This is a genomic window from Alkalinema sp. FACHB-956, from assembly GCF_014697025.1.
In the GTDB taxonomy this organism is placed as follows: domain Bacteria; phylum Cyanobacteriota; class Cyanobacteriia; order Leptolyngbyales; family Leptolyngbyaceae; genus Alkalinema.
This window is the reverse complement of record NZ_JACJRC010000006.1, coordinates 62,148-85,440: the sequence shown is the minus strand read 5'-3', so window position 1 is coordinate 85,440 and position 23,293 is coordinate 62,148. Positions and strand designations below refer to the sequence as shown.

The 23,293-nt window shown below is 51.2% G+C and carries 21 protein-coding genes; 4 read left to right on the top strand and 17 right to left on the bottom strand.

Annotation, left to right across the window (positions count from 1 at the left end; genetic code table 11):
• Positions 1-101 precede the first annotated feature (101 nt).
• From sufD to H6G21_RS09315, 7 genes are all read right to left on the bottom strand, one after another.
• Positions 102-1,487 (bottom strand): Fe-S cluster assembly protein SufD, encoded by a 1,386-nt coding sequence (sufD, locus tag H6G21_RS09345; protein WP_190573015.1) that lies wholly within the window; start codon positions 1,485-1,487, stop codon positions 102-104.
• Positions 1,484-2,260, bottom strand: coding sequence for a Fe-S cluster assembly ATPase SufC (gene sufC, locus H6G21_RS09340; RefSeq protein ID WP_190573013.1), 777 nt, complete (start codon positions 2,258-2,260; stop codon positions 1,484-1,486). The genes sufD and sufC overlap by 4 nt, the downstream gene beginning before the upstream one ends.
• Positions 2,261-2,383: 123 nt before the next feature.
• Complete coding sequence (locus H6G21_RS09335; protein WP_190573011.1) at positions 2,384-3,004, bottom strand: restriction endonuclease subunit R; 621 nt, start codon at positions 3,002-3,004, stop codon at positions 2,384-2,386.
• 211 nt (positions 3,005-3,215) lie between these two features.
• On the bottom strand, positions 3,216-4,250 hold the full coding sequence (locus H6G21_RS09330) for a hypothetical protein (RefSeq protein WP_190573009.1): 1,035 nt from the start codon (positions 4,248-4,250) through the stop codon (positions 3,216-3,218).
• Between the two features lie 23 nt (positions 4,251-4,273).
• Complete coding sequence (locus H6G21_RS09325) at positions 4,274-4,708, bottom strand: clan AA aspartic protease (protein ID WP_190573007.1); 435 nt, start codon at positions 4,706-4,708, stop codon at positions 4,274-4,276.
• Positions 4,709-4,741: 33 nt separating this feature from the next.
• On the bottom strand, positions 4,742-6,184 hold the full coding sequence (sufB, locus tag H6G21_RS09320; protein WP_190573005.1) for a Fe-S cluster assembly protein SufB: 1,443 nt from the start codon (positions 6,182-6,184) through the stop codon (positions 4,742-4,744).
• A 62-nt stretch (positions 6,185-6,246) separates the two neighbouring features.
• Positions 6,247-6,603: a ferredoxin-thioredoxin reductase catalytic domain-containing protein gene (locus tag H6G21_RS09315; protein ID WP_190573003.1), complete on the bottom strand. Its 357-nt coding sequence runs from the start codon at positions 6,601-6,603 to the stop codon at positions 6,247-6,249.
• A 259-nt stretch (positions 6,604-6,862) separates the two neighbouring features.
• On the opposite strand from H6G21_RS09315, the gene sufR reads away from it, so the two are divergent.
• Positions 6,863-7,510 (top strand): iron-sulfur cluster biosynthesis transcriptional regulator SufR, encoded by a 648-nt coding sequence (gene sufR, locus H6G21_RS09310; protein ID WP_190573001.1) that lies wholly within the window; start codon positions 6,863-6,865, stop codon positions 7,508-7,510.
• Between the two features lie 61 nt (positions 7,511-7,571).
• Here sufR and H6G21_RS09305 read toward each other — a convergent pair whose 3' ends face one another.
• The 4 genes from H6G21_RS09305 to H6G21_RS09290 form a co-directional block, all read right to left on the bottom strand.
• Positions 7,572-8,165 carry a Uma2 family endonuclease gene (locus H6G21_RS09305; RefSeq protein ID WP_190573000.1) on the bottom strand — a complete coding sequence of 198 codons (594 nt, stop codon included), beginning with the start codon at positions 8,163-8,165 and terminating at the stop codon, positions 7,572-7,574.
• Positions 8,166-8,206: 41 nt separating this feature from the next.
• Complete coding sequence (locus H6G21_RS09300) at positions 8,207-8,800, bottom strand: Uma2 family endonuclease (protein ID WP_190572997.1); 594 nt, start codon at positions 8,798-8,800, stop codon at positions 8,207-8,209.
• Between the two features lie 42 nt (positions 8,801-8,842).
• Entirely contained in the window at positions 8,843-9,457 is a 615-nt protein-coding gene (locus H6G21_RS09295; RefSeq protein ID WP_190572995.1) for a Uma2 family endonuclease, read from the bottom strand.
• Positions 9,458-9,678: 221 nt separating this feature from the next.
• Positions 9,679-11,343 (bottom strand): CTP synthase, encoded by a 1,665-nt coding sequence (locus H6G21_RS09290; protein ID WP_190572993.1) that lies wholly within the window; start codon positions 11,341-11,343, stop codon positions 9,679-9,681.
• 161 nt (positions 11,344-11,504) lie between these two features.
• Here H6G21_RS09290 and H6G21_RS09285 point away from each other — a divergent pair, with 161 nt between their 5' ends.
• Positions 11,505-13,505 carry an N-acetylmuramoyl-L-alanine amidase gene (locus H6G21_RS09285; protein ID WP_242041738.1) on the top strand — a complete coding sequence of 667 codons (2,001 nt, stop codon included), beginning with the start codon at positions 11,505-11,507 and terminating at the stop codon, positions 13,503-13,505.
• 22 nt (positions 13,506-13,527) lie between these two features.
• Here H6G21_RS09285 and glnT read toward each other — a convergent pair whose 3' ends face one another.
• From glnT to H6G21_RS09260, 5 genes are all read right to left on the bottom strand, one after another.
• A complete protein-coding gene (gene glnT, locus H6G21_RS09280; RefSeq protein WP_190572991.1) occupies positions 13,528-14,829 on the bottom strand; it encodes a type III glutamate--ammonia ligase in 1,302 nt (433 codons plus the stop codon).
• Between the two features lie 86 nt (positions 14,830-14,915).
• Positions 14,916-15,929, bottom strand: a complete 1,014-nt coding sequence (locus H6G21_RS09275; RefSeq protein ID WP_190572989.1) for an alpha/beta fold hydrolase — start codon at positions 15,927-15,929, stop codon at positions 14,916-14,918.
• Positions 15,930-15,977: 48 nt separating this feature from the next.
• On the bottom strand, positions 15,978-17,030 hold the full coding sequence (locus H6G21_RS09270) for a fatty acid desaturase family protein (protein WP_190572987.1): 1,053 nt from the start codon (positions 17,028-17,030) through the stop codon (positions 15,978-15,980).
• Positions 17,031-17,204: 174 nt separating this feature from the next.
• Positions 17,205-17,708 carry an NUDIX domain-containing protein gene (locus H6G21_RS09265; RefSeq protein WP_190572985.1) on the bottom strand — a complete coding sequence of 168 codons (504 nt, stop codon included), beginning with the start codon at positions 17,706-17,708 and terminating at the stop codon, positions 17,205-17,207.
• 157 nt (positions 17,709-17,865) lie between these two features.
• Positions 17,866-18,729 carry a tetratricopeptide repeat protein gene (locus tag H6G21_RS09260; protein WP_190572983.1) on the bottom strand — a complete coding sequence of 288 codons (864 nt, stop codon included), beginning with the start codon at positions 18,727-18,729 and terminating at the stop codon, positions 17,866-17,868.
• Between the two features lie 908 nt (positions 18,730-19,637).
• Between H6G21_RS09260 and H6G21_RS09255 the strand changes: the two genes are divergently transcribed.
• The gene (locus H6G21_RS09255; RefSeq protein WP_190572981.1) at positions 19,638-21,113 is read left to right on the top strand and encodes a glycosyltransferase family 2 protein; all 1,476 of its coding nucleotides are present in this window, start codon (positions 19,638-19,640) and stop codon (positions 21,111-21,113) included.
• A 159-nt stretch (positions 21,114-21,272) separates the two neighbouring features.
• On the opposite strand, the gene H6G21_RS09250 is transcribed toward H6G21_RS09255, so the two are convergent.
• Positions 21,273-21,761, bottom strand: coding sequence for a hypothetical protein (locus tag H6G21_RS09250; RefSeq protein WP_190572979.1), 489 nt, complete (start codon positions 21,759-21,761; stop codon positions 21,273-21,275).
• Between the two features lie 278 nt (positions 21,762-22,039).
• Here H6G21_RS09250 and H6G21_RS09245 point away from each other — a divergent pair, with 278 nt between their 5' ends.
• Entirely contained in the window at positions 22,040-23,281 is a 1,242-nt protein-coding gene (locus tag H6G21_RS09245; protein ID WP_190572977.1) for a sensor histidine kinase, read from the top strand.
• The last annotated feature ends 12 nt before the right edge of the window (positions 23,282-23,293 follow it).

The following is a 23,293-nucleotide window of genomic DNA, read 5'->3' as shown; positions in this document are numbered from 1 at the left end:
CGTTTTCCCGAGAAGTTCGATCCCCCCTAGCCCCCCTTAAAAAAGGGGGAACCGGATTACTTTCAAAGTCCCCCTTTTGAAGGGGGATTTAGGGGGATCAACTACGATGCAGCTTGCCGATCGCGCATCATTTGGGTGAGGGATTGCCGCAGGGAGGCGACGGGAATTTGGTTGATGATTTCCGTGGCGAAGGCAAAGGTCAGTAACTTGCGGGCGGCGTCTGCACCGATGCCCCGGCTCTGGAGATAGAAGACTTCATCGTCCTCCAGTTGGCTGACGGTGGCTCCGTGGGCGCATTTGACGTTATCCGCCACAATTTCCAACTGCGGTTTGGTGTCGATCCGCGCCTTGGAGGACAGCACCAAGTTTCGGCTCATTTGGGAGGCATCGGTTTGTTGCGCCAACTTCGGTACGTAAATCCGCCCGTTAAAGACCCCGTGGGCCTTGCCATCTGCGATGCACTTGTTCACCTGGGTGGCGGTGCAGTAGGGCTTGCTGAAGGCGATGAGGCTATGGGTGTCGGCGGTACGATCGCCATCGACGATCGTCAAGCCCATCAACTGGCTATGGGTCTGCTCACCCTGGGAATACACCTCAAAGTGATGCCGGGACACTTGGCCGCCGAGGCTAATCGCAGTGCAGATGTAGCGCGCATCCCGCCCTTGGGAAACGGCGGTTTTGCCAATGTGGAACGCCTGTTGGTTTTCCCATTGGATGCGGGTGTGGTTCACCTGGGCATTGTCTCCCACCACCACTTCCGTCACGGCATTGGTGAAGTAAGTTCCTGGCGCATCAGCGGAGGAATATTCTTCCACTAGGGTGACTGCACTGCCCGTTTCCGCCAGGACTAAGCAGCGGGGTTGGGCGATCGTCGTTGTGCCAGCGGTTCGGGAGAGAAACACGAGGTGAATCGGTTTTTCCACTGCGACGTTACGGGGAATACAAACGATCGCGGCATCGGTCAAGCTGGCGGTATTGAGGGCGGTAAAGACTTCCTCTGCGCCGGTTTGGTGACCTAATGCGGCTTGAACGGCGGCAAGGCGATCGCTGGGCAATTGCGCCAAGTTGCCGACAAACACGCCTGCGGGTAAGTCTTCCAGCTTGGACAGATGGGGCTTAAACACGCCATTCATGAAGACCAAGCGACAACCCGCTTCTGGCAGGACAATGCTGTCACAGGCTTTCAGGTCGATCGCGGGATCAGGTTGCTGCCAGGTTTGCGCCACCAAAGCCGACAGGTCGGTAAAGCGCCAGTCTTCGTCGCGGGTGGTGGGGATGGCTAATTCCTGAACGATCGCAGCGGCTTGGTTGCGCAGTTCCTGGAGCCAGGGCAGATTTTCCACGGGCGATCGCAGGCTGAGCAAATTGCCCAGGTAGGCAGCCCGATCGACCTTGGTGGAGACTTTGGCCGTCCCGACTTCGGGGTTCGTCAAAATTGAGTCAGTGGGGGTAGAGACTGCCATAGGGGTAGAGACTTCGATCGTCATGCCGCTGCTCCTTCCAAAATCCAGTCGTAACCCTTCGCTTCCAGTTCCAGTGCCAGTTCCTTGGTGCCCGTTTCCAAGATGCGACCGTTGGCCATGACGTGCACGTAGTCGGGGGTGATGTAGTCCAGCAAGCGCTGGTAGTGGGTGACGAGCAACATGGCGTTATTCTCGTTGGATAACGCATTGACTCCGCTGGCGACAATCCGCAGCGCATCGATGTCTAAGCCGGAGTCGATTTCATCCAGAATGCCTAAACTCGGCTCTAGCAGCGCCATTTGCAGGATTTCGTTGCGCTTTTTCTCCCCACCGGAGAAGCCTTCGTTGACGCCCCGATCGAGGAATTCCGCATCCATTTTCAGCAGACCAAGCTTTTCGTGCACTAGGTCATCAAAGTCGAAGGCATCCATTTCTTCCAAGCCTTCGTGTTTGCGTTTGGCGTTGTAGGAGACGCGCAGAAAGTCGAGGTTGCTGACGCCGGGAATTTCTAGGGGGTATTGGAAGGCCAGGAAGATCCCCGATCGGGCGCGTTCTTCCGGTTCCAGTTCCAGTAGATTTTGGCCTCGGAAAATAATTTCGCCTCCGGTCACTTCGTAGGCGGGGTGGCCTGCGAGGATTTTGGAAAAGGTGCTTTTCCCGGAACCGTTCGGCCCCATGATGGCGTGGACTTCCCCTGCTTTGATCTCTAGGTTTAAGCCCTTAAGAATCTGGGTTCCGTCTACGTTGGCGGTCAAGTCTTTGACCGATAGAATAACTGGTTGATTGTCCGTTACCACCGTGTTCTCTCCCTCATTAACTGCGTCAAAACTGCGTCAAGTTTGCGTTAAATTTAGTCTGCAAGGCAAATCGTTTTCGTTCGTTTAGAATTCCATTGATGATTAGCGTTTCATATCAGCAATTCATAATTGAGCAATCCGTTTCAAAATCTTCAAGACATCATACAGGTCGTTACCGGGATTCCGAATTTCAAAAATTCGAGATAATCCGTATTGATTCACCGCTCCTTGCACTAATTTGATGAACATAAAGCTACCGCCACTGACAATTAACCCGTAGCTAGGTTTCTCCCGATCGGGGTTTGCTAGCAGGTAGCTGAGAGTTTGAGGCAGTCCCGCTTCAACGGAGAACTCCGCTTCCTTGGACTCAATCACCAGTACCCAAAAATCGGTCTTGATTAAGAGGACATCAATGCGACCTCGAATCAGTTGATCACCATCTTCCGCCGCAATTTCGATCGACTTTTCAGCTTGGATGTGAAAGGGCGGTAGATAAAAATCGCCTAGCAACAAAATGGGGCCGAGGACGGAAATTTGAATGGCTCGCTCCAGCAGAGGCGGATGTTCAACCAAATTCCAGTAACCCGTCTGGATTTTGTCGAGGACTTGCCGCTCATTGTCCGTCAATTCGGTGAGCCCTTCTCGCCATTCTGGGAAGAAGGCCGGGTCGCGGGTTGCCTGGAGGTTAAACCGCTGGGTCAACTCCCTCAAATCAACTTGGCTGGCTGAGATGGCTTGCACCATGGGCACCTCACATCAACATCATCTTGGCAACATCCGGGCTATCGGGATTGACGATCAATCGTTCTCGCTCTTGATCTTAAGCCCTTAAGGATTTAGATTTCATCTACATCGGCAGTCAAATTTTTGACCAATAAAATCAACTCTGCATTATTGCGAATCACAAATCATCTCCTCTGTAATCAAAATTTAGTCTCAGGGCATGACTCAAGGGCTAGGCGCTGTTGAGCAGTTCGGAAATTGTCATCGGATGTTTGATCAAACTTGAGAGGGGAACATAGCGTTGACCGTAGGTGAAAGCATAGGGTTTCCCAGCGTCATTTCTTAAGTCATTACGGATATCTTGCTTTAACTGAATCGTTTCCTGGGAATCCATTGCTGATAGCAGGAAAACTTTCACGGTATCTCTATAGGCCCATGCTTGATCGATTTTTACCTTCTGAACTAGATCTCGTAGACTAGCGCGGATAGTGTCATCTAGGTTACTGAGTGCCTCAGCCTCAATTCCCTCTTCATCCAATACCACACTCTCGATTGGAGGAGCTAGAACTTTTGCAATTCTGCGATCGATGACACCGTTGTGATAGAAACCGATGTATTCGACCTTTTGAAACGATCGATTAGGCTGACACAGATAAACTGAATAGTTTTCATAGTCCTTAATTGCTCCTCTAGCTGGAACAATTAATACGGCATCAGATTTACCTGAATTGAGCAAACCTTCCGCCAAAAACATCTGCACCAGTTCTCGCAGCAGAAATCTCTCTTGTTCACTGGCTAAGGGAAAATCAGAAGTCAACCAGGATTCATCGGTTTTCAAGACTTCTGCGATCGCATTTGCCAAACTGTTGAAACTCGCCCAAACAACTAAAGGTGAATTGAGCTGCGTCACTGCTTCAGGTGTCTTATCATCGGGCGTCAGAACAATCAGTTTTTTCTGGGCAATATTTGGGTATTCCTGAAGAGCCTTAAGATGTTCCTGAAGTTGGCCATACCAGACAGCATTAGGCACAACTTTTGTCTCAATCCAGTAGGCAAAGGATGCTTGAATAGCCCCATCCGGAATAGACTTAGCGCCCTTGACCTTTATCTGATTTTTGACTTCTAAAAGAGCTTGGTTAGGCTCTTCACAAAGAATTTGTAGAATCCGCTCAACCAAGGAAAATGAAATTCGCTCGAATACCGCCAGAATACTTGCAGTCACTCGATTTTCTCCTTGGCTATATCGCGAGAATAATGGATTAGACATAAATTACAACCAATTCCGGGTACCTACATTAATAAAACCTTGGCAACATCGGGGCTGTCGGGATTGACGATCAATCGTTCTCGTTTTGGATCAATCAAAACATCCATCCCTTCCATGGGAATTTCCCCTAGCAACACTTTGGTGGAATTGGGGATAACGAGGGCCTCAACGGAAGTTCGACGGTTTTGGAATCGTACTTCAACGGGGCCAACTACGCCATATGGTTCACTAGAACCGTCAGCAAACTCAGCTTCTACGCTTCTGATGACTCGAAGATTAAGCTGCTGCTGAACTTCCGGTGAAATGACCAACATCGTTGATTTGCGATCGACGGTTGCAGTCACGACACACCGATGAACCTCTAGCTCTGTGAGATGGCCTGCTCGCAATAGCGCTAGATCGATTCCCGATACAAGCTCAATTTCAGCGTCAACTAACTCCAGTTCCAGCGGTTCCATCAGCACGCCTCCGTTGAGACCGGAACGATCAACCTACCCCACGCTACCTTCCAACTTCAGCGCCAACAGCTTATCAGCCTCCACCGCAAATTCCATCGGCAACTGATTAAACACATCCTTACAGAAGCCGCTGATCATCATCGACACCGCGTCTTCCATGGAAATGCCCCGCTGAGCAAAGTAGAAAAGCTGGTCTTCCCCAATCTTAGAAGTTGACGCTTCGTGTTCCACCTTACCCGTATTATTCTGCACCTGGATGTAGGGGAAGGTATTGGCCTCCGCACCATCGCCAATCAGCATCGAGTCGCACTGGGAATAGTTGCGCGCCCCCGACGCCTTCGGGCCAATTTTCACTAAGCCGCGATAACTATTTTTGGAATGCCCAGCGGAAATCCCCTTGGAGACGATCGTGCTCTTGGTGTTTTTGCCAATGTGCACCATCTTGGTCCCCGTGTCGGCCTGCTGGTAATTATTCGTCAGCGCCACGGAATAAAACTCACCCACAGAATTGTCACCCACCAGTACACAACTGGGGTACTTCCAGGTGATGGCCGAACCCGTTTCCACCTGTGTCCAGGAAATTTTGGAGTTCTTGCCCTGACACAGACCGCGCTTGGTCACGAAGTTGTAAATGCCACCCTTACCGTTCTTATCCCCGGCGTACCAGTTTTGCACGGTGGAATATTTAATATCCGCATCATCCAGCGTCACCAGTTCCACCACCGCTGCGTGGAGTTGGTTCGAGTCATACATCGGTGCCGTGCAACCTTCCAGGTAGCTCACCGACGCCCCTTCCTCCGCCACAATCAACGTCCGCTCAAACTGCCCCGACTCCCCGTTGTTAATCCGGAAATAGGTGGACAGTTCCATGGGACACTTCACGCCCTTGGGCACAAAGACAAACGAGCCATCGCTAAAGACCGCCGAATTCAACGCGGCATAAAAGTTATCGGCGATCGGAACCACGCTGGCCAAATACTTTCGAATCAACTCAGGATGGTCTTTGATCGCCTCGGACATCGAGCAAAAGATCACGCCATGCTCTGCCAACTTGTCCTTAAACGTCGTCGCCACGGACACACTGTCAAAAATGGCGTCCACAGCCACATTCACGTTAGCCAAGCGCTTCTGTTCCGACAGGGGAATGCCCAATTTCTCAAAGGTATCGAGCAGTTCCGGATCGACCTCATCCAGGCTCTTTTTCTTTTCCTTCACCTTAGGCGCGGAGTAGTAAATGATGTCCTGGTAGTCGATCGGGGGATAGTCCACATGGGCCCACATCGGATCAGTCATCTTCAGCCACTGGCGATAGGCCCGCAGCCGAAACTCCAACATCCATTCCGGCTCTTCCTTTTTGGCGGAAATGAGCCGAATGACGTCTTCGTTCAACCCTTTGGGAATCGTGTCGGACTCAATGTTGGTCACGAACCCGTACTTGTAGGGCTGATTGACCAGGTTCTGAACAGTTGCACTCATGGTCGTGTTCTCGCAGTCTCTCGCGGGCAGTTGGTTGAGTGGGCAGGATGAATGGGCAGTGATTAGTGGCCGGTTAGGGTGCGAATTTCTTCAACGGTGATGGATTGTTTGTCGCCAGCGAAATCATTGTCCGGCGTCAAGAACAGCATACAGTGGCACTCCTTACGCTCCCGCATGGGCACGCAGGGGCAGTTCCAATAGGTGGCTTTCACCTCGGCTTCCTTGTCCTCGTAGTGACGACAGGGACAGAGCGCAGCACCCAGGTCTTCCTTATGCTTGGCCAATCCTTCCAGCACCACCGCAGTCACGCCAGGATCTACGCAAAAGTAGGTTCCTGTCCGCTTCGCATAGCTTTCTGCGAAGCTTTTCATGATTTCGAGGTTCTTTTCAGAGGCTTGCTTGGGGGGTTCTAAACTCATAGCAACAGCGTAATTCGCTTAAACGACAACAGTTAACCGTTGATCTTATAATTAAAACAACACCTATGTTGCTCAACTTTAATTGTAGAGTACTTTGGCAACACCCATGTTGTCAAAGTATGTTGTCAAAGTCTTTCGTGGCATCCAGCCATTCAATTTCATCGTCTAATTCTCACGATCTAGGTTTTCAGGATCTAGATTTCGTCATCAGTTAAGTGCGATCGCTTATAGACTCGCTTAGTAGAGACTGCGCAACGGTATGACCCAAACACAGCAGCCATCGACAAAGCAAGATATCCTGCAATTTCTATTGAAGCAGGGTGAATCTTCCGCGCAGGATTTGGCGCAACAACTCCAGGTGTCCCCCCAGGCCATCCGTCGTCACCTGAAGGATTTGGAAATTGAGGGACTGATCCACCACAAAACGGTGCAGGCCGGGATGGGTCGCCCTAATCATATTTATGAGTTGAGCAAAAAAGGCCGATCGCAGTTTCCCGATCGCTACGATGAGTTTGCGGTGTCGCTGCTGGATACGCTGGCGGAAACGGTGGGGAAGGATCAGGTCAACGACATTTTGCGGAAACAGTGGGAACGTAAGGCCCAGGATTACCAGGACGCCCTCGGGAGTGGCACGCTGGCGGAACGGGTGCAGGCGTTGGTGGAACTGCGACGGGCGGAAGGCTACATGGCGGAGTTCTATCTGGTGGATGAGGATGCGACTCGCCCGAAATATGTGATGACGGAATATAACTGCGCCATTTCCCACATTGCGGAATCCTTTCCCAATATTTGTGGCCATGAGTTGGAAATGTTCGCGATCGCCCTTCAGGATTGCTCGGTGGAGCGTACCCATTGGCTGGTGGATGGTGAGCACCGTTGTGGATATCTGATTCAACTCAAGGGTTGAGGTTAAAAAGCAACTGGAGAGAACGGTTAAAGGGCGATCGAACAGTTTCCAAGAACTCGCTTCAGCCTAAAGTTCCAGCATTGAGCACTTGCACGGCGGTCAACGTGAGTCCGGGAAACGTGGGAGACACGATCGGATAATCCCCGCGATACAGGGCATCTTGATACCGTCCGTTCTCCAGTCTACAAATCGTGATGGCTGCGTCAGTCGGATCCACAATCCAATATTCAGGAATGTTTAGCACTGAGTATTCTGACCATTTCGCGCCATAATCATCCGGCTTAGTGGACGTACTGACGACTTCCACAACTAAGCTAGGCGGGGCTTCCGATAGACGAATCACCGCTTCTCGCCCTTTCATCTCGGCCCATTGGCTAGACGATAGCACGGTAATATCGGGAATCCGTGAAGTATCCCATCGTCCTCCCCGAGGCGACTGAACACCGATTAAGGCCGGTCTCGCCACCCAGTCAAGGTCTAACCGTTGAATCTCTTGCTCCAATACACGGGTTAAATCCCAGATGATTTCGCCGTGCAACCCCGTTCCTAGACTCATAGGGATTAAGTCACCATTGACCAATTCGTAGCGGGTATCTGTTCCATCCTCAAAGGTCAAATACTCCTCAAACGTTAGCTTGTGAGTCGCGATCGTCATCCCGCACCTCTTCTATATTCTGCTTATGATACTTTTCCTACTTAAAACCCCTGTCCTGCTTGCAACACTTGTTCTGCAGTCAACGTGAGTCCGGGGAACGTGGGAGACACGATCGGGCTGTCGCCTTGAAAGGGTTGAAACTGGTAACGCTGATCCATCAGAACCCCGATCGAGACAACGGATCGCTCCGGATCGACAATCCAATATTCGGCAATGCCCCGTGCTGCGTACTCAGTCGGTTTCTGCACATAATCCCGTTGGTAATTATCACTGGATTCCGATCCAGGGGAGACCACTTCTATCACCAATTGGGGCGGGGGCATATCTGGGGTGATGATCGATCGGGCTGTTCCCTGTAGCGCGATTCTTCCTGGCACTGTTAAGACTGTGAGGTCAGGCTGGCGACTGGTCGCAACTTGGCTAGAGACTACCAATTCCGTTCCTCGCCGCAACAGATAGTGGGGGACAAACTGAAGCAGAACCGAAAAGAGAAATCCTGCAATTTCAACGTTAATATCACTTTCCGCACCCATCTCTACTAATACCCCATCCACCAATTCATAGCGGGTATCAGTCCCGTCGTCATAGGTCAGATATTCCTCAAGGCTCATTTTTTGGGGGGTCGCGATCGTCATCCCGCACCTCATTCTATATTCTGCTTATAATACTTTTCCTACTTAAAACCCCTGTCCTGCTTGCAACACTTGTTTTGCGGTTAACCGGAGTCCGGGAAACGTGGGAGACACGATCGGGCTGTCGCCTCGAAGGATTTGTTTTTCATAGCGATCGTTGTGTAGGGTGCAGATCGTCAGGGTGGGTTGCTTCGGTTTACCGATGAAGTCAGTTCCGCCTAGCCCTGCATAGTCCACAATCCAATATTCAGGAATCCCCAGGATGGCATATTCATCGGTTTTGCGAGCGTAGTCGTTTTGCCAGTTGCCACTCACCACCTCTACCACCAGCTTAATTGACCTACCTAAGGTGATGATCGGTTCCCGTTGCCAGAGGGGTTCGGCCTCCCAACTGTCCCGATCGAGCACCACCAAGTCCGGACGCAACCCTGTCCAATCCCCAGACGGTTTAATCACACAGCGCTGGGGAATGAAGTAGGGCAAATCCAGGATGTCGATCTGGACGTTTAGCTTCCTGGCAATAAAGGCTCCTACCTGCTCGTGGTTGCCCGTCGGTTCCAAGTCGAATAGCTCCCCATCAATCAACTCATAGCGATCGTTGTCGCCATACTGTCCCCAAAATTCATCAAAGGTTAACGGTCTATGCTTGGCGATCGTCATCCCTCAGCTCCTGTCTTGGGTGGGCCAGTGTTGCCTTTTTCCCGAATGTGTTTCCCAAATGTCAGCATTCCTAACCAGCACTCACATTAAAAAGTGCTAGCACTTCCTTGCAAAATGCTAGCACTTTCAATTCATGGCCGAACTGCTGGAGACTAGAGGGTCTTTGAATCCGGCTCCCCTTCCTATTTTGGAATAAGGGGCTGGGGGATGAGGGCAAATCCCTAGCCCACGGTTGCAGCTTCTGGTTGGGTTTCTTCCGTAGGAGGCGAGATCGCCTCGGATAACGGTTGCACCTGTTGTACTGCTGCTTCCATAAAGCCTCGGAACAGGGGATGGGAACTGCTGGGTCGGGATTGGAACTCGGGGTGGAACTGGCTGGCGATAAAGAACGGATGGTTCGGGAGTTCGATAATTTCTACCAAGCGGCCATTGGGAGAAGTCCCGCTGACTTGATAGCCCGTTTCCAAGAACAGCGGACGGTATTGGTTATTGAACTCGTAGCGATGGCGATGACGCTCGTAGATAATTTCTTGACCGTAGAGTGTCATCGTCTGGGTGTCCGGTGTCAGCTTACAGGGATAGACCCCTAACCGCATCGTTCCGCCCAAGTCCACCACATCTTCTTGCTCCGGCAATAGGTTAATCACCGGGTGCTCCGTTTCTCCGTTAAATTCCGCACTGTGGGCATTGGGTAACTTCGCCACATTGCGCGCCCATTCAATCACCGCACATTGCATCCCTAAGCAGAGGCCCAGGAAGGGAATTTTATTTTCCCGAGCGTAGCGAATGGCATCAATTTTTCCATCCACACCTCGGATGCCAAATCCACCGGGCACCACCACCCCGTGAACGCCCTTCAGCAAGGCTTCAGCGCCCCGAGTTTCAATGTCCTCGGAGTTGATCCAGCGCAAATTGAGGCCGCTGCCCGTGACGATCGCGGCATGGCGCAACGCTTCCACCACCGACAGGTAGGCATCGCCTAACTGGATATATTTGCCCACCAGCGCAATTTCAATCTGCCGCGCGGGGCTGTAGAGCCGTTCCACTAGGGTTTGCCACTGTTGTAGATCGGGTTGGCGAGGCTCCAAATTCAGCAGCTCGATCGTTTGGGTGGCCAAGCCTTCCTGCTCCAAAATCAGCGGTACTTCATAAATGCTTTTGGCATCGGGAGATGTAATGACCGAAGAAACTGGCACATCACAGAACTCTGACAGTTTTGCCTTCAAACCTTCGCCAATTTCCCGATCGCAACGGCAGACCAAAATGTCCGGTTGAATCCCGATCGATCTCAGTTCCTTCACGGAATGCTGGGTGGGCTTGGTTTTTAATTCTCCAGAGGTGGGAATATAGGGAACCAGCGTCACATGCATATACAGCACGTTCTGCCGACCGACATCCTTACGGAATTGACGAATCGCTTCCAGAAAGGGCAAAGACTCGATGTCGCCCACCGTACCTCCAATTTCCGTAATCACCACATCGGGATTCGTGTTCCGCGCCACCCGATGCACCCGCTCCTTAATCTCCGTGGTGATGTGGGGGATCACCTGCACCGTGCCGCCGTGGTAGTCCCCCCGCCGCTCCTTATTAATCACCGCTTGGTAAATCGATCCCGTGGTGACACTATTCAGCCGCGACATGGACGTATCGGTGAAGCGCTCATAGTGCCCCAGGTCTAAATCCGTCTCCGCCCCGTCTTCCGTGACAAACACTTCCCCATGTTGGTAGGGACTCATGGTGCCGGGATCGACATTAATGTAGGGATCGAGCTTGAGGATTGAAACAGAATAGTCACGCGATTTCAGGAGTCTCCCCAAACTGGCTGCTACGATTCCCTTCCCAATGCTCGAAACCACGCCACCAGTGACAAAGACAAATTTCGTCATAAGACCTTAGAGTGCCCACGCCGCAGAATTACCCCAGATATTGTAGGGCAACGATGGGTCAGATCGGAGGGGCGATCACAGCTAACCCTGGATCAACGACGTAGACTACGGAAAGAATCGTTTGACAATCTTGTTCTCGGTGCGGGTGAACCGATCGTAGTATGCAAAATTTTTTGGGCAGATATTTAGTAGATCAAGTAGATCAAAGAGTTGGCAAGCGTGACCGATCGGCGGTGATTCTGACTTCCTCGATGACACTGGCTCTAGGGTTACTGGTCATGGCGCGATCGGTGCAGGCCCAGCCAGCCAGCCAGCAGCCTGCTCCAGGAAACCCGCTGGAAAAAACCGCTGAAGCACCGCAACCCCAGTCAGTGCAATCCCAGTCAGTGCAATCCCAGTCAGCGCAATCCCAGTCAGTGCAATCCCAGTCAGCGCAACCGCTCCAAGTGGTGTATCCCCGACCTAACCACGAAACCACAGCGCAACAGATTTTTTTAATTGGCACTGCGCCCCCCGAGGGACAGGTGTGGATCAACGGTAAAGCGATCGTGCGTAATGTCGCTGGACATTTTGCGCCTAGTTTTCCATTACAGGTCGGAAAAAATCAATTTGTTCTGAAACACAGTAATGGGCAAGTCTTGACGATCGAAGTCACCCGCAAAACCAGCCAAGCAGAGCTGCCCCAAGGGTTAGCCTTTGGCAAGGATTCTCTACTTCCCGCAGTGGATATTAGTCGGCAACCGGGGGAACCCATATGCTTTAGCGCGATCGCTCCTCCCCAGGCCAAGGTTCGAGTCAAACTAGGCCAACAAACAATTCCGCTTCAGCTTCAGCCCGTGGTGGAACTCCCCAGTAATTTAGGGGTTCTGACGGGCAAAACCCATCCCCAGGAATTGCCGGGACAATTTACGGGTTGTGGCAAGTTCGATCGGGACAGTGCGGTTAAATCAGAGGGTTCCTTGACCAGCGGAATGGTGAATCTAGGTCAACCGGAATATCAACTGGAATGGAACCAGCAACGGTTGACGCAACTGGCTCCGGGGAAAGTTGAAATTCTCTCGCCAACCCAGCCCTTGACGATCGAAGTCACAGCAGCAGCAGGCACAGCCCGCACGGGAGCCAGTACGGATTATTCCCGCATGACGCCCTTACCCAAGGGAACTCGCGCCACGGTGACCGGAAGCGAAGGGGACTGGTATCGCTTGGATTACGGCGCTTGGATTCGTAAGTCGGAAACGAAGCCGATCGCGAGTGCAACCCCCGTGCAATCGATGATTCGGGGGATTCGATCGCAGAGTAAAAACGGTTGGACAGATGTGTTCTTTCCTTTGCAAGCGCCGGTGCCGCTGACGGTGCAGCAGCGCGATCGGGAATTTACACTCACGTTGCATAATGCGACGGCACAAACGGATACGATGCGGCTGGTGACGAATCCGGTGATCGATCGCTTAGATTGGCAGCAGACGCAACCGGGTCGGATTGACTATCGTTTTGCGCTCAAATCTGACCAACAGTGGGGCTACAAACTGCGCTATGAAGGCTCGACGTTGGTTCTCTCCCTGCGCCACCCACCGAAACTGACGGGCAATGCCGCCAAGCCATTAACGGGGCTGAAAATTTTGCTCGATCCGGGCCATGGGGGGCCGGAGGATTTGGGTGCCGTTGGGTTTACAGGCTTGCCGGAAAAGGATGTGGCGTTGAAAGTCTCCAAGCTGGTTCGCGATCGCTTGGTGCAACGGGGCGCAACGGTGATCATGACCCGCGAGGCGGATGTGGATCTATGGCCCAACGATCGGGCGGCCATGATTAATAAAGTTGAACCCACCATTGCTGTAAGTATTCATTACAATGCTTTACCGGATGATGGCGATGCCATTAGCACCAAAGGCGTTTCTGTATTTTGGTATCATTCTCAATCCCAGAGCTTGGCGGCTTTTTTACATGATGGATTGGTCAAACGCTTGGGGCGATCGTCCGATGGCGTGACTTGGAATAACTTAGCGTTGACCCGTCCAGCGGTGGCCCCATCGATTTTGATGGAATTGGGTTATATGATCAACCCCGATGAATTTGAATGGATTCGCAACGATCGGGAGCAGGTGAAACTAGCCGATACGTTGGCCGATGGCATTACCCAATGGTTTCAACGATCGGTTCCCTGATTCACCTCACACCGCTATCACCTTAACAATCTAACGTATGACGGAGTTCCCAACTGCTGAGGTGGTTGGTATACTCCGACCATTCGTGATGTTTGAGTTTTAGATAGGCATCTACAATTTCATTGCCTAATCGATCGCGCATGATTGCATTGCTATCTAAGGCCCGTAATGCATCGAGTAAATTATTGGGCAATCTTTTCACATTTAGTGCGACTGCATCGGTATAGCTATTGATGTTCGATCGTGCACCGGGATCGCGTTTTTCCACAATGCCATCTAAACCTGCCGCCACCAACGCAGCGGGTAGCAGATAGGGATTCGCCGCACCGTCGGGCAAGCGACACTCAAACCGTCCTCGATCGGGAATCCGAATCATATGGGTCCGATTGTTGCCCCCGTAGGTAATGGTGGTGGGTGACCAAGTTGCGCCGGAATGGGGCGTAGCAGCATTCAGCCGTTTGTAGGAATTCACGGTGGGGTTGCTGATGGCACAAAGGGCACTGGCGGAATGTAACACTCCAGCGATGAACTGATAGGCCAGGGCCGACAGTCCGAGTTCACCGTGGGCATCATCAAAAAGGTTAGTGGTCGTCTCGCGATCCCAGAGGGAGAGGTGCGTATGGCAGCCATTGCCGGTTAAATCCGAAAAGGGCTTAGGCATAAAGGTCGCGCGATAACCCTGCTTCTGGGCGATCGATTTCACCATGTATTTAAAAAAAGCATGGCGATCGGCAGTTACCAAGGCATCGGCATATTTCCAATTCATTTCAAACTGACCATTGGCGTCTTCGTGGTCATTTTGATAGGGTTCCCAACCCAGTTCCAGCATGGCATCACAGATTTCTGCAATTACGTCATAGCGCCGCATCAGAGCCTGTTGGTCGTAGCAAGGCTTGGCAGCCCGATCGTAGGGGTCGGAGAGCTGTTCTCCATCGGCTTGCAGAAGAAAATATTCGCACTCCACGCCAGTTTTGACGCGATAGCCTAACTCGTCGGCTTGGGCCAGCACGCGCTTGAGTGTTAACCGGGGCGTTTGGGCGATCGCGTCCCCAGTTCCCCAGTACAAATCCGCTGGCATCCAAGCCACATCCCGCTGCCAGGGCAATTGAATTAGGCGATCGGGATCGGGAATCGCCAGAATATCAGGATCGGCTGGAGTCATATCCAACCAGGCTGCGAACCCAGCAAACCCGGCTCCCTCTGCGGCAATTGGGTCGATCGCAGCGGCGGGAACTAATTTCGATCGCTGTACCCCAAAGAGATCGGTAAAGGAAATCAGGAAGTAGCGAATTCCTTGGGTGCGGGCCAATTCCGACAATGCCATGGTTGTGTTGAGTCCTTAAGAAGAAACATCGAGTCCGTCAATAGAAATCTGAATGGCTGAGGAAGCACACACCAATCCTTCGCAAATCACTCCGCTAACAATGCTGCAATCGCCGATCGAATAAATGTTGCATCTGGGGGATGTTGGTAGGGGTTGCCTGCACGGTGTCCCCACAGGGAAGGAATCGGTAGATATTGTGCGTTGGGAATCAAGTCGGCCTCAGCTTTGCAGTCCTCCGGCGTAAAATACAGATCCGTTGCTCCCGGCATAATCAGCGTTTTTGCTTGAATGGCAGCGAGCGCGGCCCGGTAATCTCCGTGATAGATTGGATTATCGCTGACATCGCAGCGCAACCATGTATCAATCATTGCAATTAGGTTCCGTGGATCGCGTTTCCGGTAGCCCGCCTCCCAGCCTCGCAAAAGATAGTCATCTAAAGAAGAATAACCAAGGGGCAGGTAGAGGCGATCGCGGTAAAAGGCTTGAGAAGCGGCCCAACTGGCATAAATTCGAGCGAAGGTTTGCAATCCGCGATCGGGCACACCATCAAATCCACAGCCCGTCCAAGTGGGATCGCTTGTCAGGGCATGGCGCAAGCTCTGCAAAAAGATTTGGTTGTGCTCCGTGGTGCGGGCGGTGCCACACAGGGCTGCAATTCGAGCGACCCGATCGGGGTAGCAAGCGGCCCAGTGGTAAGCCTGTTGTGCCCCCATCGACCAGCCATAGACTAACGCAAGTTGCTGAATGCCGAGGTGGTTAAGGACTAGGTGGGCCTGTAGACGAACATTATCCCAATGGGTAAACCAAAAATTTTGTTCGGCTAAACCACAGTGGGCAGAATTACTAGGCGAAGTGGAAAGACCATTGCCTAGCATATTAACCATGATGATGCAGTATTGATCTGGATTCAGAATGCCATCCGGGGCGATTAGCCAATCTAAATCTAGGTGCTGTGCTCCATAGGACGTGGGATAGAGAATGATATTAGTGGGATTGCTAGGATGATTGAACTCACCATAAATCTGGTATGCCAGACAAATTTCTGGCAAAACGATCCCACACTGTAAGGGGAACTCTGTTAACGTCAGAAATTCAGTCATGGAGGCACAAAAAGAAGAACGATCTATCTTGTAGAAAAGACAGCCAATTTATTGAGGAAGATGGCCCAGGTTTTGAATGATATTCAGGTTGACAGCGGTGTAACCTGGAGCAACGTGCTGCAACTGCGATCGTAATTGTTGGTGAGCTTGGCCAAGGGCATGGAACGGTAGGGAAGGGCAGAAGTGATGTTCCGCATGAAAGGGCATATTCCACATCAACCAACGCAGGGGTGGCCAGGTGAGGGTCGTGCGGGTATTTGTGAAGGGGTTGGCATCGAGGGTGCAGCCAGTGTGCTCTGCTAAAAGGATGAGGCGCAAGATGGGTTGCCCGATCGCGAGGGGTAAAACCCAACCCAAAACGAACGCAAACGAGTGGAAATAAATCGATAGGCCGATCGCGAGGCCATAGCAAGCCAGTTGAAGTTGTACCGATCGTTGGACTTCCGATCGAGCTGTAGCTGGAATATAGGGGAGATCTTCCATTTGGCCGATCGCGCAGCGGTAATGGCCTTGCACCTTACCCATCCACCAGGGAATGCCGCTCACTTGCCAGAGGTATTCACCAAGATGGTTGGGGGTGGGATCGGTGAGTTCGGGGTCTTTGCCAGGGATGCGGGTATAGCGATGGTGCCACTTGTGATAGCGGCGATAGAATGTACTGTTATACAGGGAGAGCAATCCTGCCAGCCACGCAACAATATCATTAACCCGACTGTTGGCAAAAGCAGTGCGATGAACGCATTCGTGGAGAGGTGCAAACATAGCTGCAATGCTAAAGCCATAGGCCATTAAAGCCGGAATGCCAATCCATGGGTCCTGTAAATGGGTCAACCAGAGATAGCCACTCGTCCCTAGGATGCTGAGGTGATAGAGGAGTTGCAGTGTGCCTTTCAGGTCAGAACGCTGATTCAATTGTTCTAGACCTTCGGGGGAAAATACTTGTCGCGGCGAGAGGTAGGCGGAAGCTGCGGGAGCCGATCGATCGAAACTGGCCTCAGCCTCTCCTGGTTCCGCAGAAGGCCCTGTTAGCGGTGGGGCAGAACTGAGTGGATGTAGGAGCGGATCTGGACTAGGCTGATTAACCTCTTGTTGACTGGCCATGGCACCCCCGATCGGGATTGACTTCAAAGTTTCACTTGTTATAACAAGTTGCCTAGAAGCTGTCAAGAAAGGGGGCAGACCTTGAATCAGTAGCTTTGGGAATGACTCATTGGATTCATGGTTCAGCGGTATTGAGCCATGGTGAGTGAGTGCGATCGGGAATTCGTTAATGCATTAATGGCCGTACAGTTCAGGAATAGCGTCAGAGTTAAGAAAATAGCTCAACTCTGGGGATTGAAATAATTCCGATCGGGGTTCTCCCCAAAAGTAGGAAAATTGCATACCCGAATCAATGCCTGTGCCTTGCACGGACTGTTGCCAGCATTCCGGTGTTGGTTGTTGGGTACGGAGTAGAAAACAATGGCGATAGGAAATCTGTTTGCGTGGCAATCGCCAACACGTTTCCACAACGCCCAATTTACGAATTACAGTCAGATGACTTAAACCCGATTCCTCCCAAATTTCCCGGTACAAAGCCGTTTCGATCGATTCATTAGGCTCCACTCCGCCCCCCGGAATCTGAATCGGTGCCTCCGCACAGTCCGGATGCTGGAACATCAGTAATTGTTGCTGACCTAGGGAATTCTGACGGAGAATATAGGCCGCCACCCGGATGGTTGTTTTGACGTTAAATGGCAGGCTATAGCAATGTCCACGATCGCAAGGTTGCATTGGCATTATCGATATGGGGTTACGTTGGAATTATTTCAGTCCAATAACCTCACCTTGCAGAAATGTCATTCCGCAAATTCAGCCTTGATCTGGTTGTGCCAAGGAATTTAAGGAACCAAATTGTTAGGTCCCAAAATTGAGTGCAGGATACTGAGTCCAGGATTTAGTTTAGGCTTGCCACCAGTTTTTGTGTCGGTTCCTCTTCGCCCACGATCGCGTGAAATGCTGCAAGGTGCCGAATAGAGTCAAAGTTGGGATCACTGCTGAGCATGACACGACATAAATTGGGCGCATGGGCAACCGCTTCCTCTAAAGCCTGAATGGCTTGTGCAGCTTGATCTTGACACACATAACAACTGGCCTTGCCATACCAAGCTGCAAAGTTGTTAGGACAGAGGGAGAGCGATCGATCAAAACTGTCCATTGCCTGTTGATATTTGACTAACTTGATCAGCACTGACCCCCGAGCACTCCAAGCGTAGTAGCAATCGGGCTTGATTTGTAATGCTGTTTCTAGACTAAACAATGCCTGTTTGGATTGGTTCAAGGCATCCTGGCACATGCCTCGGTTGTACCAAGACTTGTAATTCTCGGGTTTGAGCTTCAAAACTTGTTCAAAACTTTTAATCGCCTCTGCATAACGGCACAAATTCATCAAGACTTTGCCTTGGTTGTACCGTCCGCGATAGTCCTGAGGGGCAATCTGAATGACCGTGTCAAACATTTGTAGGGCGGCTTCGTACTGACCCAGTTCTCCCAGGGAAATTCCCTTACCTTGGCAAGCCAAAACATTTCTTGGATCCAGAGCTAAAACCTGCTGAAAGCTGGCGATCGCCTCTTCGTGAATGCCCCATTTTTGCAAGAGATATCCCCGTGCCAGCCATGCGGGTTGGTGATTGGGGTGATGCATCAACACCTTTTCATATTTCGTCACCGCTCCACCATGCCGTCCAAAAACTGGCAGTACCTGGGGAAAAGGGGCCGTTGGCAAATTGGCTGTTGGTAAATTGTCTGCACCCAAATTCATAGGATGTGAGATAGGTATCCGGTAATTGAACTAGTGAACCCAATCATTTCGTCTCGGCAGGGGGATGCCTGGGGATTTCCTGCGGTCAGACCCGTCAGTCAGTCTGACCGATCCACCAAGAGATTCCGTCAACAATCTCTTTGTTTTAAAGTGCCCAACCTGGTATCAGCCCGCAATGCTTTGCGATCGAGTTTACAGAACCTTTATATGCATCCGCGATATCGCTTCCACCGTCAACGATATCTATAAAATCCATAGAGTTTTTCCTAGGACGATTCGAACGCGATCGGTGGATCAGATGTTTTCTGTGAGTGGATCTAGCAGGAGTGGATCTACATGTGTGAATCTAGTCGTCGTGCGGAGGTGATGTCCAGCTTCCAAGGGGCTGTTGATTGGGACTGTTGATGGGGCTGTTGATTGGGGCTGTTGATTGACTGTGGTGCGGCTCAACGTCAGATCTCAGATTAGGCACCTTGAGTCATTTCAATCCCAACCCTTTCAATTTAAACGTAATTTCGTTGAATGGAATGCGTGTATGGAATGCGTAATCCATTTCTGACTGCATTCTGACTGCATTGGCATTCTGACTGCATTGTGTGGGTAATGATGGCTGAGCCTGTTGCAGGACAGGAATCGATCCTGCTGGACAACTTCCCACAGACGAGTCTCAGGAAATAGAGAAGGGTCAGTTACAATGAAGGCTGTTTTGCCAGGGAAAATGAGCGAGAGGCAATCGGCTTCATCTCGCTATAAAACAATCCATGAGCACAATGCATGAGCAGGATTAATGAGTCGTGCTCAAAGAACGTGTCCTTGTCCTGCTATGATTTTGCCCAAATGGGTACTCCGTTTGGGAGTTCCCCATGGACAGTCTAGACAAGTATCGGGTGTTTTGAATCAGGTCACCTATGTCGGAGAATTCTTGGCCAGAAAACGATTCCTGTCAGTCGCTAGAGTTGGCTGAATCAAGCCCTGCGGGGCTGTCGGAGGCGATCGCGCTTCCCCTCACTGCTGAAGACGAAGATTTTGAGCCTTCTCCCCTGGATCAAGGATTTGCAGGGCGTCGGCTCAAGGCGGCCTTTGTGCTCACAGGGGCTTGGAGCTTAATGTATTTGCTCCATTCGATCGCTTGGGGCTTGTGGATTGTCTGGGCGATAACCGGTTTGATGACACTCCATTTGGTGCGGGCTTTTTTTGCGAAGCCGATGGTGCATGCCCCCACACCCGATACGACAACGGAAGATTGGCCCACTGTCTCCGTACTAGTGTCTGCCAAAAATGAAGAGGCCGTGATTGAAAAGCTGGTGCGTAACCTCTGTGCCTTAGATTATCCCCACGATCGCTATGATGTCTGGATCATTGATGATGCCAGCACCGATCGGACGGCCCAGATTCTCCAAACCCTGAAGCCAGAATTTGCGAATCTGAATGTTTTCCGCCGTTCCCTAGGGGCTACGGGGGGGAAATCTGGCGCGTTGAATCAAGTGCTGTCAAAAACCCAAGGGGAATTTCTGGTGGTATTTGACGCAGATGCGCAAATTAAGCCTGATTTTCTCCAACAGACACTCCCGATCTTCCTGGCAGACGATCGGGTTGGAGCCGTCCAGCTTCGCAAAGCTGTTGTTCAAGCAGAGCAGACGGACTCTCCCGAAGCTGAGAATTTTTGGATCCAAGGTCAACATGCGGAAATGTTGTTAGACGCCTTCATGCAACAGCAACGCATTGCGATCGGTGGGCTGGGAGAACTGCGGGGCAATGGCCAAATGGTTCGTCGCCAAGCCTTGCTAGACTGCGGTGGCTGGAACGAAGAAACCATTACGGATGATTTGGATTTAACCTTCCGCCTGCATCTCAATCACTGGGATATTCATTGCTTTACATTGCCGCCGGTCTACGAAGAAGGGGTCACCACGGTTAAAGCGCTGTGGCATCAACGCAATCGCTGGGCAGAAGGCGGCTATCAACGCTATTTGGACTATTGGCGGTTGATCTTGAGAAATCGGATGGGTACTCGCAAAACCCTCGATCTCTCCACCTTTTGGATCATGCAATATTTCATGCCAACGGCGGCGGTTCCGGACTTTGCCCTAGCCCTGGCCCGTCACCACAGCATGATGTTGACACCGCTCTCCATGCTGACCTTTCTATTTTTTGTTGCCAGTACTGTGCGGGGACTGCGCCGCAAACGCTTAGCCCATGGCCAACACTTTAAAGGACCCTGGGAAGCTTGGGGGGAGCCGATTCTGCAATCCCTGCAAGGTTTTCTCTACATGATGCATTGGTTTGTGGTGGTCAGTAGTGTGACAGCACGGATGGCGATCGTTCCCAAACGTCTGAAGTGGGTGAAAACTGTGCATACTGGGTCTTTACATACTGGGTCTTAACGGAAAATGAGAATAGAAAAGAGGGCGTTCCCTAGGGAATGCCCTCTTTTTAACTGACATGGGATGTCATTGAGTGGTGTGAACTAGTGGTGTGGACTAGTGGTGTGGACTAGTGGTGTGCTCTCAATGAGGTAGATCGAAGCGTGTTAGGTGTTTCACCTAGCTGGCTCCTTGGCCTGTTCTTGCCTTGTTGCCCCGTCGCTCCTGCATCTTCTGTTGCAGCTTCGCTTGCTGTTCGGGAGTCAGAACCTGCTTCATCTTTTCACGGGAAGCTTTCATAATTTCCTTCATCTGAGCCTTCTGAGCATCGGTCAAGTTGGCTGCTTTCATGCCGCCCCGACGACCCTGGCGATTGCCCGCAGCTGCTTTAATTTGAGCCTTTTGTTCCGGGGTTAAGAGGGCTTCAATTTGACTCCGGGTCGATTGGCGAATCTGCTTGATTTGATCGATTTGTTGCTGGGATAAATTCAACTCCTGTTTGAGTTTCTCGATGCGATCGCCTTTACCTTCACCCAATTGGGCAATCTGCATACCAGAATCACCATTCCACGCAGGGCGAGCAAAGGCACTCGATGCCACTAAAGGACTGGCTAACACCGCCATACCGGCAACTAGGGTGACCCATTTACGATTGAGTTGGAAATTCATGCCTATCTCCTTGAAAGGATTCTCATTGAGGAAAATCGTTTAACATGCCTCGTTGCAAGGGGAGAAGCTACCGCTTGCTTCGATAGTTCTATCCTAGCCACTGCCCTTGATTCATCCCTGAGGCGATCGTCCTAACTTAGGGCTCTACTCCGACTAGGACTTCAGACCCATTGACAGAAGCATAGAAAATCCGCAATGAAGGAGTCATCGGGAGTCTTACCGAACTCGATTGTGCCTCTCCATCTTACGTTTACCCTTACGTCCCACCTGACAGCACCATGCTCACCCCCCGCAATCATCCCCTTAAATTTTTGCTGTATTTTGAATGGATCTTATTAACGATCGCTCTGATTGCGGAACTTTCGATCGGGGGTGTGCGTTGGGTTCCGCGAGAACCCTTCTTAAATATGCTCTGTATTGTCATGGTGGGTCTCTTGGGGCTCCGCATCCCCACCCAACAAGTCGGGGCCAAGGTTGGCTATTTGTTGCTGAATGCAGGGTTAATTGTTCTCAGTAGTTTACTGAGTGGTCTACAATTTTTTCCGTTATTATTTGTAATCTTTGTGATTCGATGCTGTTTGATTTTTGAATCAAAATACCATCTTGCTATCATTTCTACGACATTTTTGACAGCATTTTCAATTCAGATCTACCGATTGTTAATTTTCCTGCCCTTTCGCTACACCAATTTCTCGATCGCGGCGCGACCCAGACCTTTAGTTGCAACTCGAATTCCAGAATTTGCTATCTCGCGTCTTTGGTTGATTTCCATGAGTGGGATTGTCTTACTGGGACTTGCGCTAGTTTTTCTATCCCCCATGATTAGTGCAGTATTGGCAGAACGCAAAAGTCGTGAAGAACTCGCGATCGCCCATGAGCAATTGCGGAAATATGCCCTCAAAATTGAAGACGTCGCAACCTTGCAGGAACGCAATCGCATTGCCCGCGAAATTCACGATTCCCTCGGTCACACCTTAACAGCCTTTAACCTCCATTTAGAGGCGGCGATTCGTTTACTAGACAGCGATCCGCAGGAAGCGAAAGATCTCCTTTTAGAGGCTAAACAACTCAGTGCCAAAACCCTCCAGGATGTGCGCAGTTCTGTATCCACCCTGCGCAGTGATCCTTTAAAGAATCAACCTTTAGCAGCCTTGTTACAGGAATTAATGGAAGGTTTTCAGCGATCGACCCAGATCCTGCCTAAAATTGAGGTGACTCTTCCCCACGATCTGCCCTATCCGCTCAAAACATCGACCTATCGCATTATCCAAGAAGCCCTGACGAATATCCAAAAATATGCCAATGCAACCACCGTCCAAATTGATGTGGTGCTCCAGGATCGGCTGGTTGTAAAGATTCAGGATAATGGAAGAGGATTTGTGCGATCGCAGACCACAAGCGGTTTTGGACTGAAGGGGATGGAGGAGCGAGTTTCCGCGTTGGGCGGCACCTTAGACATTCTGACCGCTCCTGGCCAAGGCTGTCAGATCACCGCAACCTTTCCCTGGCCCCCCACTTAACTCCTTGCTTAA

Excerpts from the sequence above, each read along its gene's own strand:
- H6G21_RS09330 (WP_190573009.1), bottom strand. The coding sequence starts at position 4,250 with ATGTCTAATCCATTATTCTCGCGATATAGCCAAGGAGAAAATCGAGTG.
- H6G21_RS09245 (WP_190572977.1), top strand. The coding sequence starts at position 22,040 with ATGCTCACCCCCCGCAATCATCCCCTTAAATTTTTGCTGTATTTTGAA.
- H6G21_RS09315 (WP_190573003.1), bottom strand. The coding sequence starts at position 6,603 with ATGAGTTTAGAACCCCCCAAGCAAGCCTCTGAAAAGAACCTCGAAATC.
- H6G21_RS09270 (WP_190572987.1), bottom strand. The coding sequence starts at position 17,030 with ATGGCCAGTCAACAAGAGGTTAATCAGCCTAGTCCAGATCCGCTCCTA.
- H6G21_RS09295 (WP_190572995.1), bottom strand. The coding sequence starts at position 9,457 with ATGACGATCGCCAAGCATAGACCGTTAACCTTTGATGAATTTTGGGGA.
- H6G21_RS09325 (WP_190573007.1), bottom strand. The coding sequence starts at position 4,708 with ATGGAACCGCTGGAACTGGAGTTAGTTGACGCTGAAATTGAGCTTGTA.
- H6G21_RS09265 (WP_190572985.1), bottom strand. The coding sequence starts at position 17,708 with ATGCCAATGCAACCTTGCGATCGTGGACATTGCTATAGCCTGCCATTT.
- H6G21_RS09290 (WP_190572993.1), bottom strand. The coding sequence starts at position 11,343 with ATGACGAAATTTGTCTTTGTCACTGGTGGCGTGGTTTCGAGCATTGGG.
- H6G21_RS09275 (WP_190572989.1), bottom strand. The coding sequence starts at position 15,929 with ATGACTGAATTTCTGACGTTAACAGAGTTCCCCTTACAGTGTGGGATC.
- H6G21_RS09250 (WP_190572979.1), bottom strand. The coding sequence starts at position 21,761 with ATGAATTTCCAACTCAATCGTAAATGGGTCACCCTAGTTGCCGGTATG.
- H6G21_RS09335 (WP_190573011.1), bottom strand. The coding sequence starts at position 3,004 with ATGGTGCAAGCCATCTCAGCCAGCCAAGTTGATTTGAGGGAGTTGACC.
- sufD (WP_190573015.1), bottom strand. The coding sequence starts at position 1,487 with ATGACGATCGAAGTCTCTACCCCTATGGCAGTCTCTACCCCCACTGAC.
- H6G21_RS09255 (WP_190572981.1), top strand. The coding sequence starts at position 19,638 with ATGTCGGAGAATTCTTGGCCAGAAAACGATTCCTGTCAGTCGCTAGAG.
- H6G21_RS09285 (WP_242041738.1), top strand. The coding sequence starts at position 11,505 with ATGCAAAATTTTTTGGGCAGATATTTAGTAGATCAAGTAGATCAAAGA.
- sufB (WP_190573005.1), bottom strand. The coding sequence starts at position 6,184 with ATGAGTGCAACTGTTCAGAACCTGGTCAATCAGCCCTACAAGTACGGG.
- H6G21_RS09260 (WP_190572983.1), bottom strand. The coding sequence starts at position 18,729 with ATGAATTTGGGTGCAGACAATTTACCAACAGCCAATTTGCCAACGGCC.
- H6G21_RS09300 (WP_190572997.1), bottom strand. The coding sequence starts at position 8,800 with ATGACGATCGCGACCCCCCAAAAAATGAGCCTTGAGGAATATCTGACC.
- sufR (WP_190573001.1), top strand. The coding sequence starts at position 6,863 with ATGACCCAAACACAGCAGCCATCGACAAAGCAAGATATCCTGCAATTT.
- glnT (WP_190572991.1), bottom strand. The coding sequence starts at position 14,829 with ATGGCATTGTCGGAATTGGCCCGCACCCAAGGAATTCGCTACTTCCTG.
- H6G21_RS09305 (WP_190573000.1), bottom strand. The coding sequence starts at position 8,165 with ATGACGATCGCGACTCACAAGCTAACGTTTGAGGAGTATTTGACCTTT.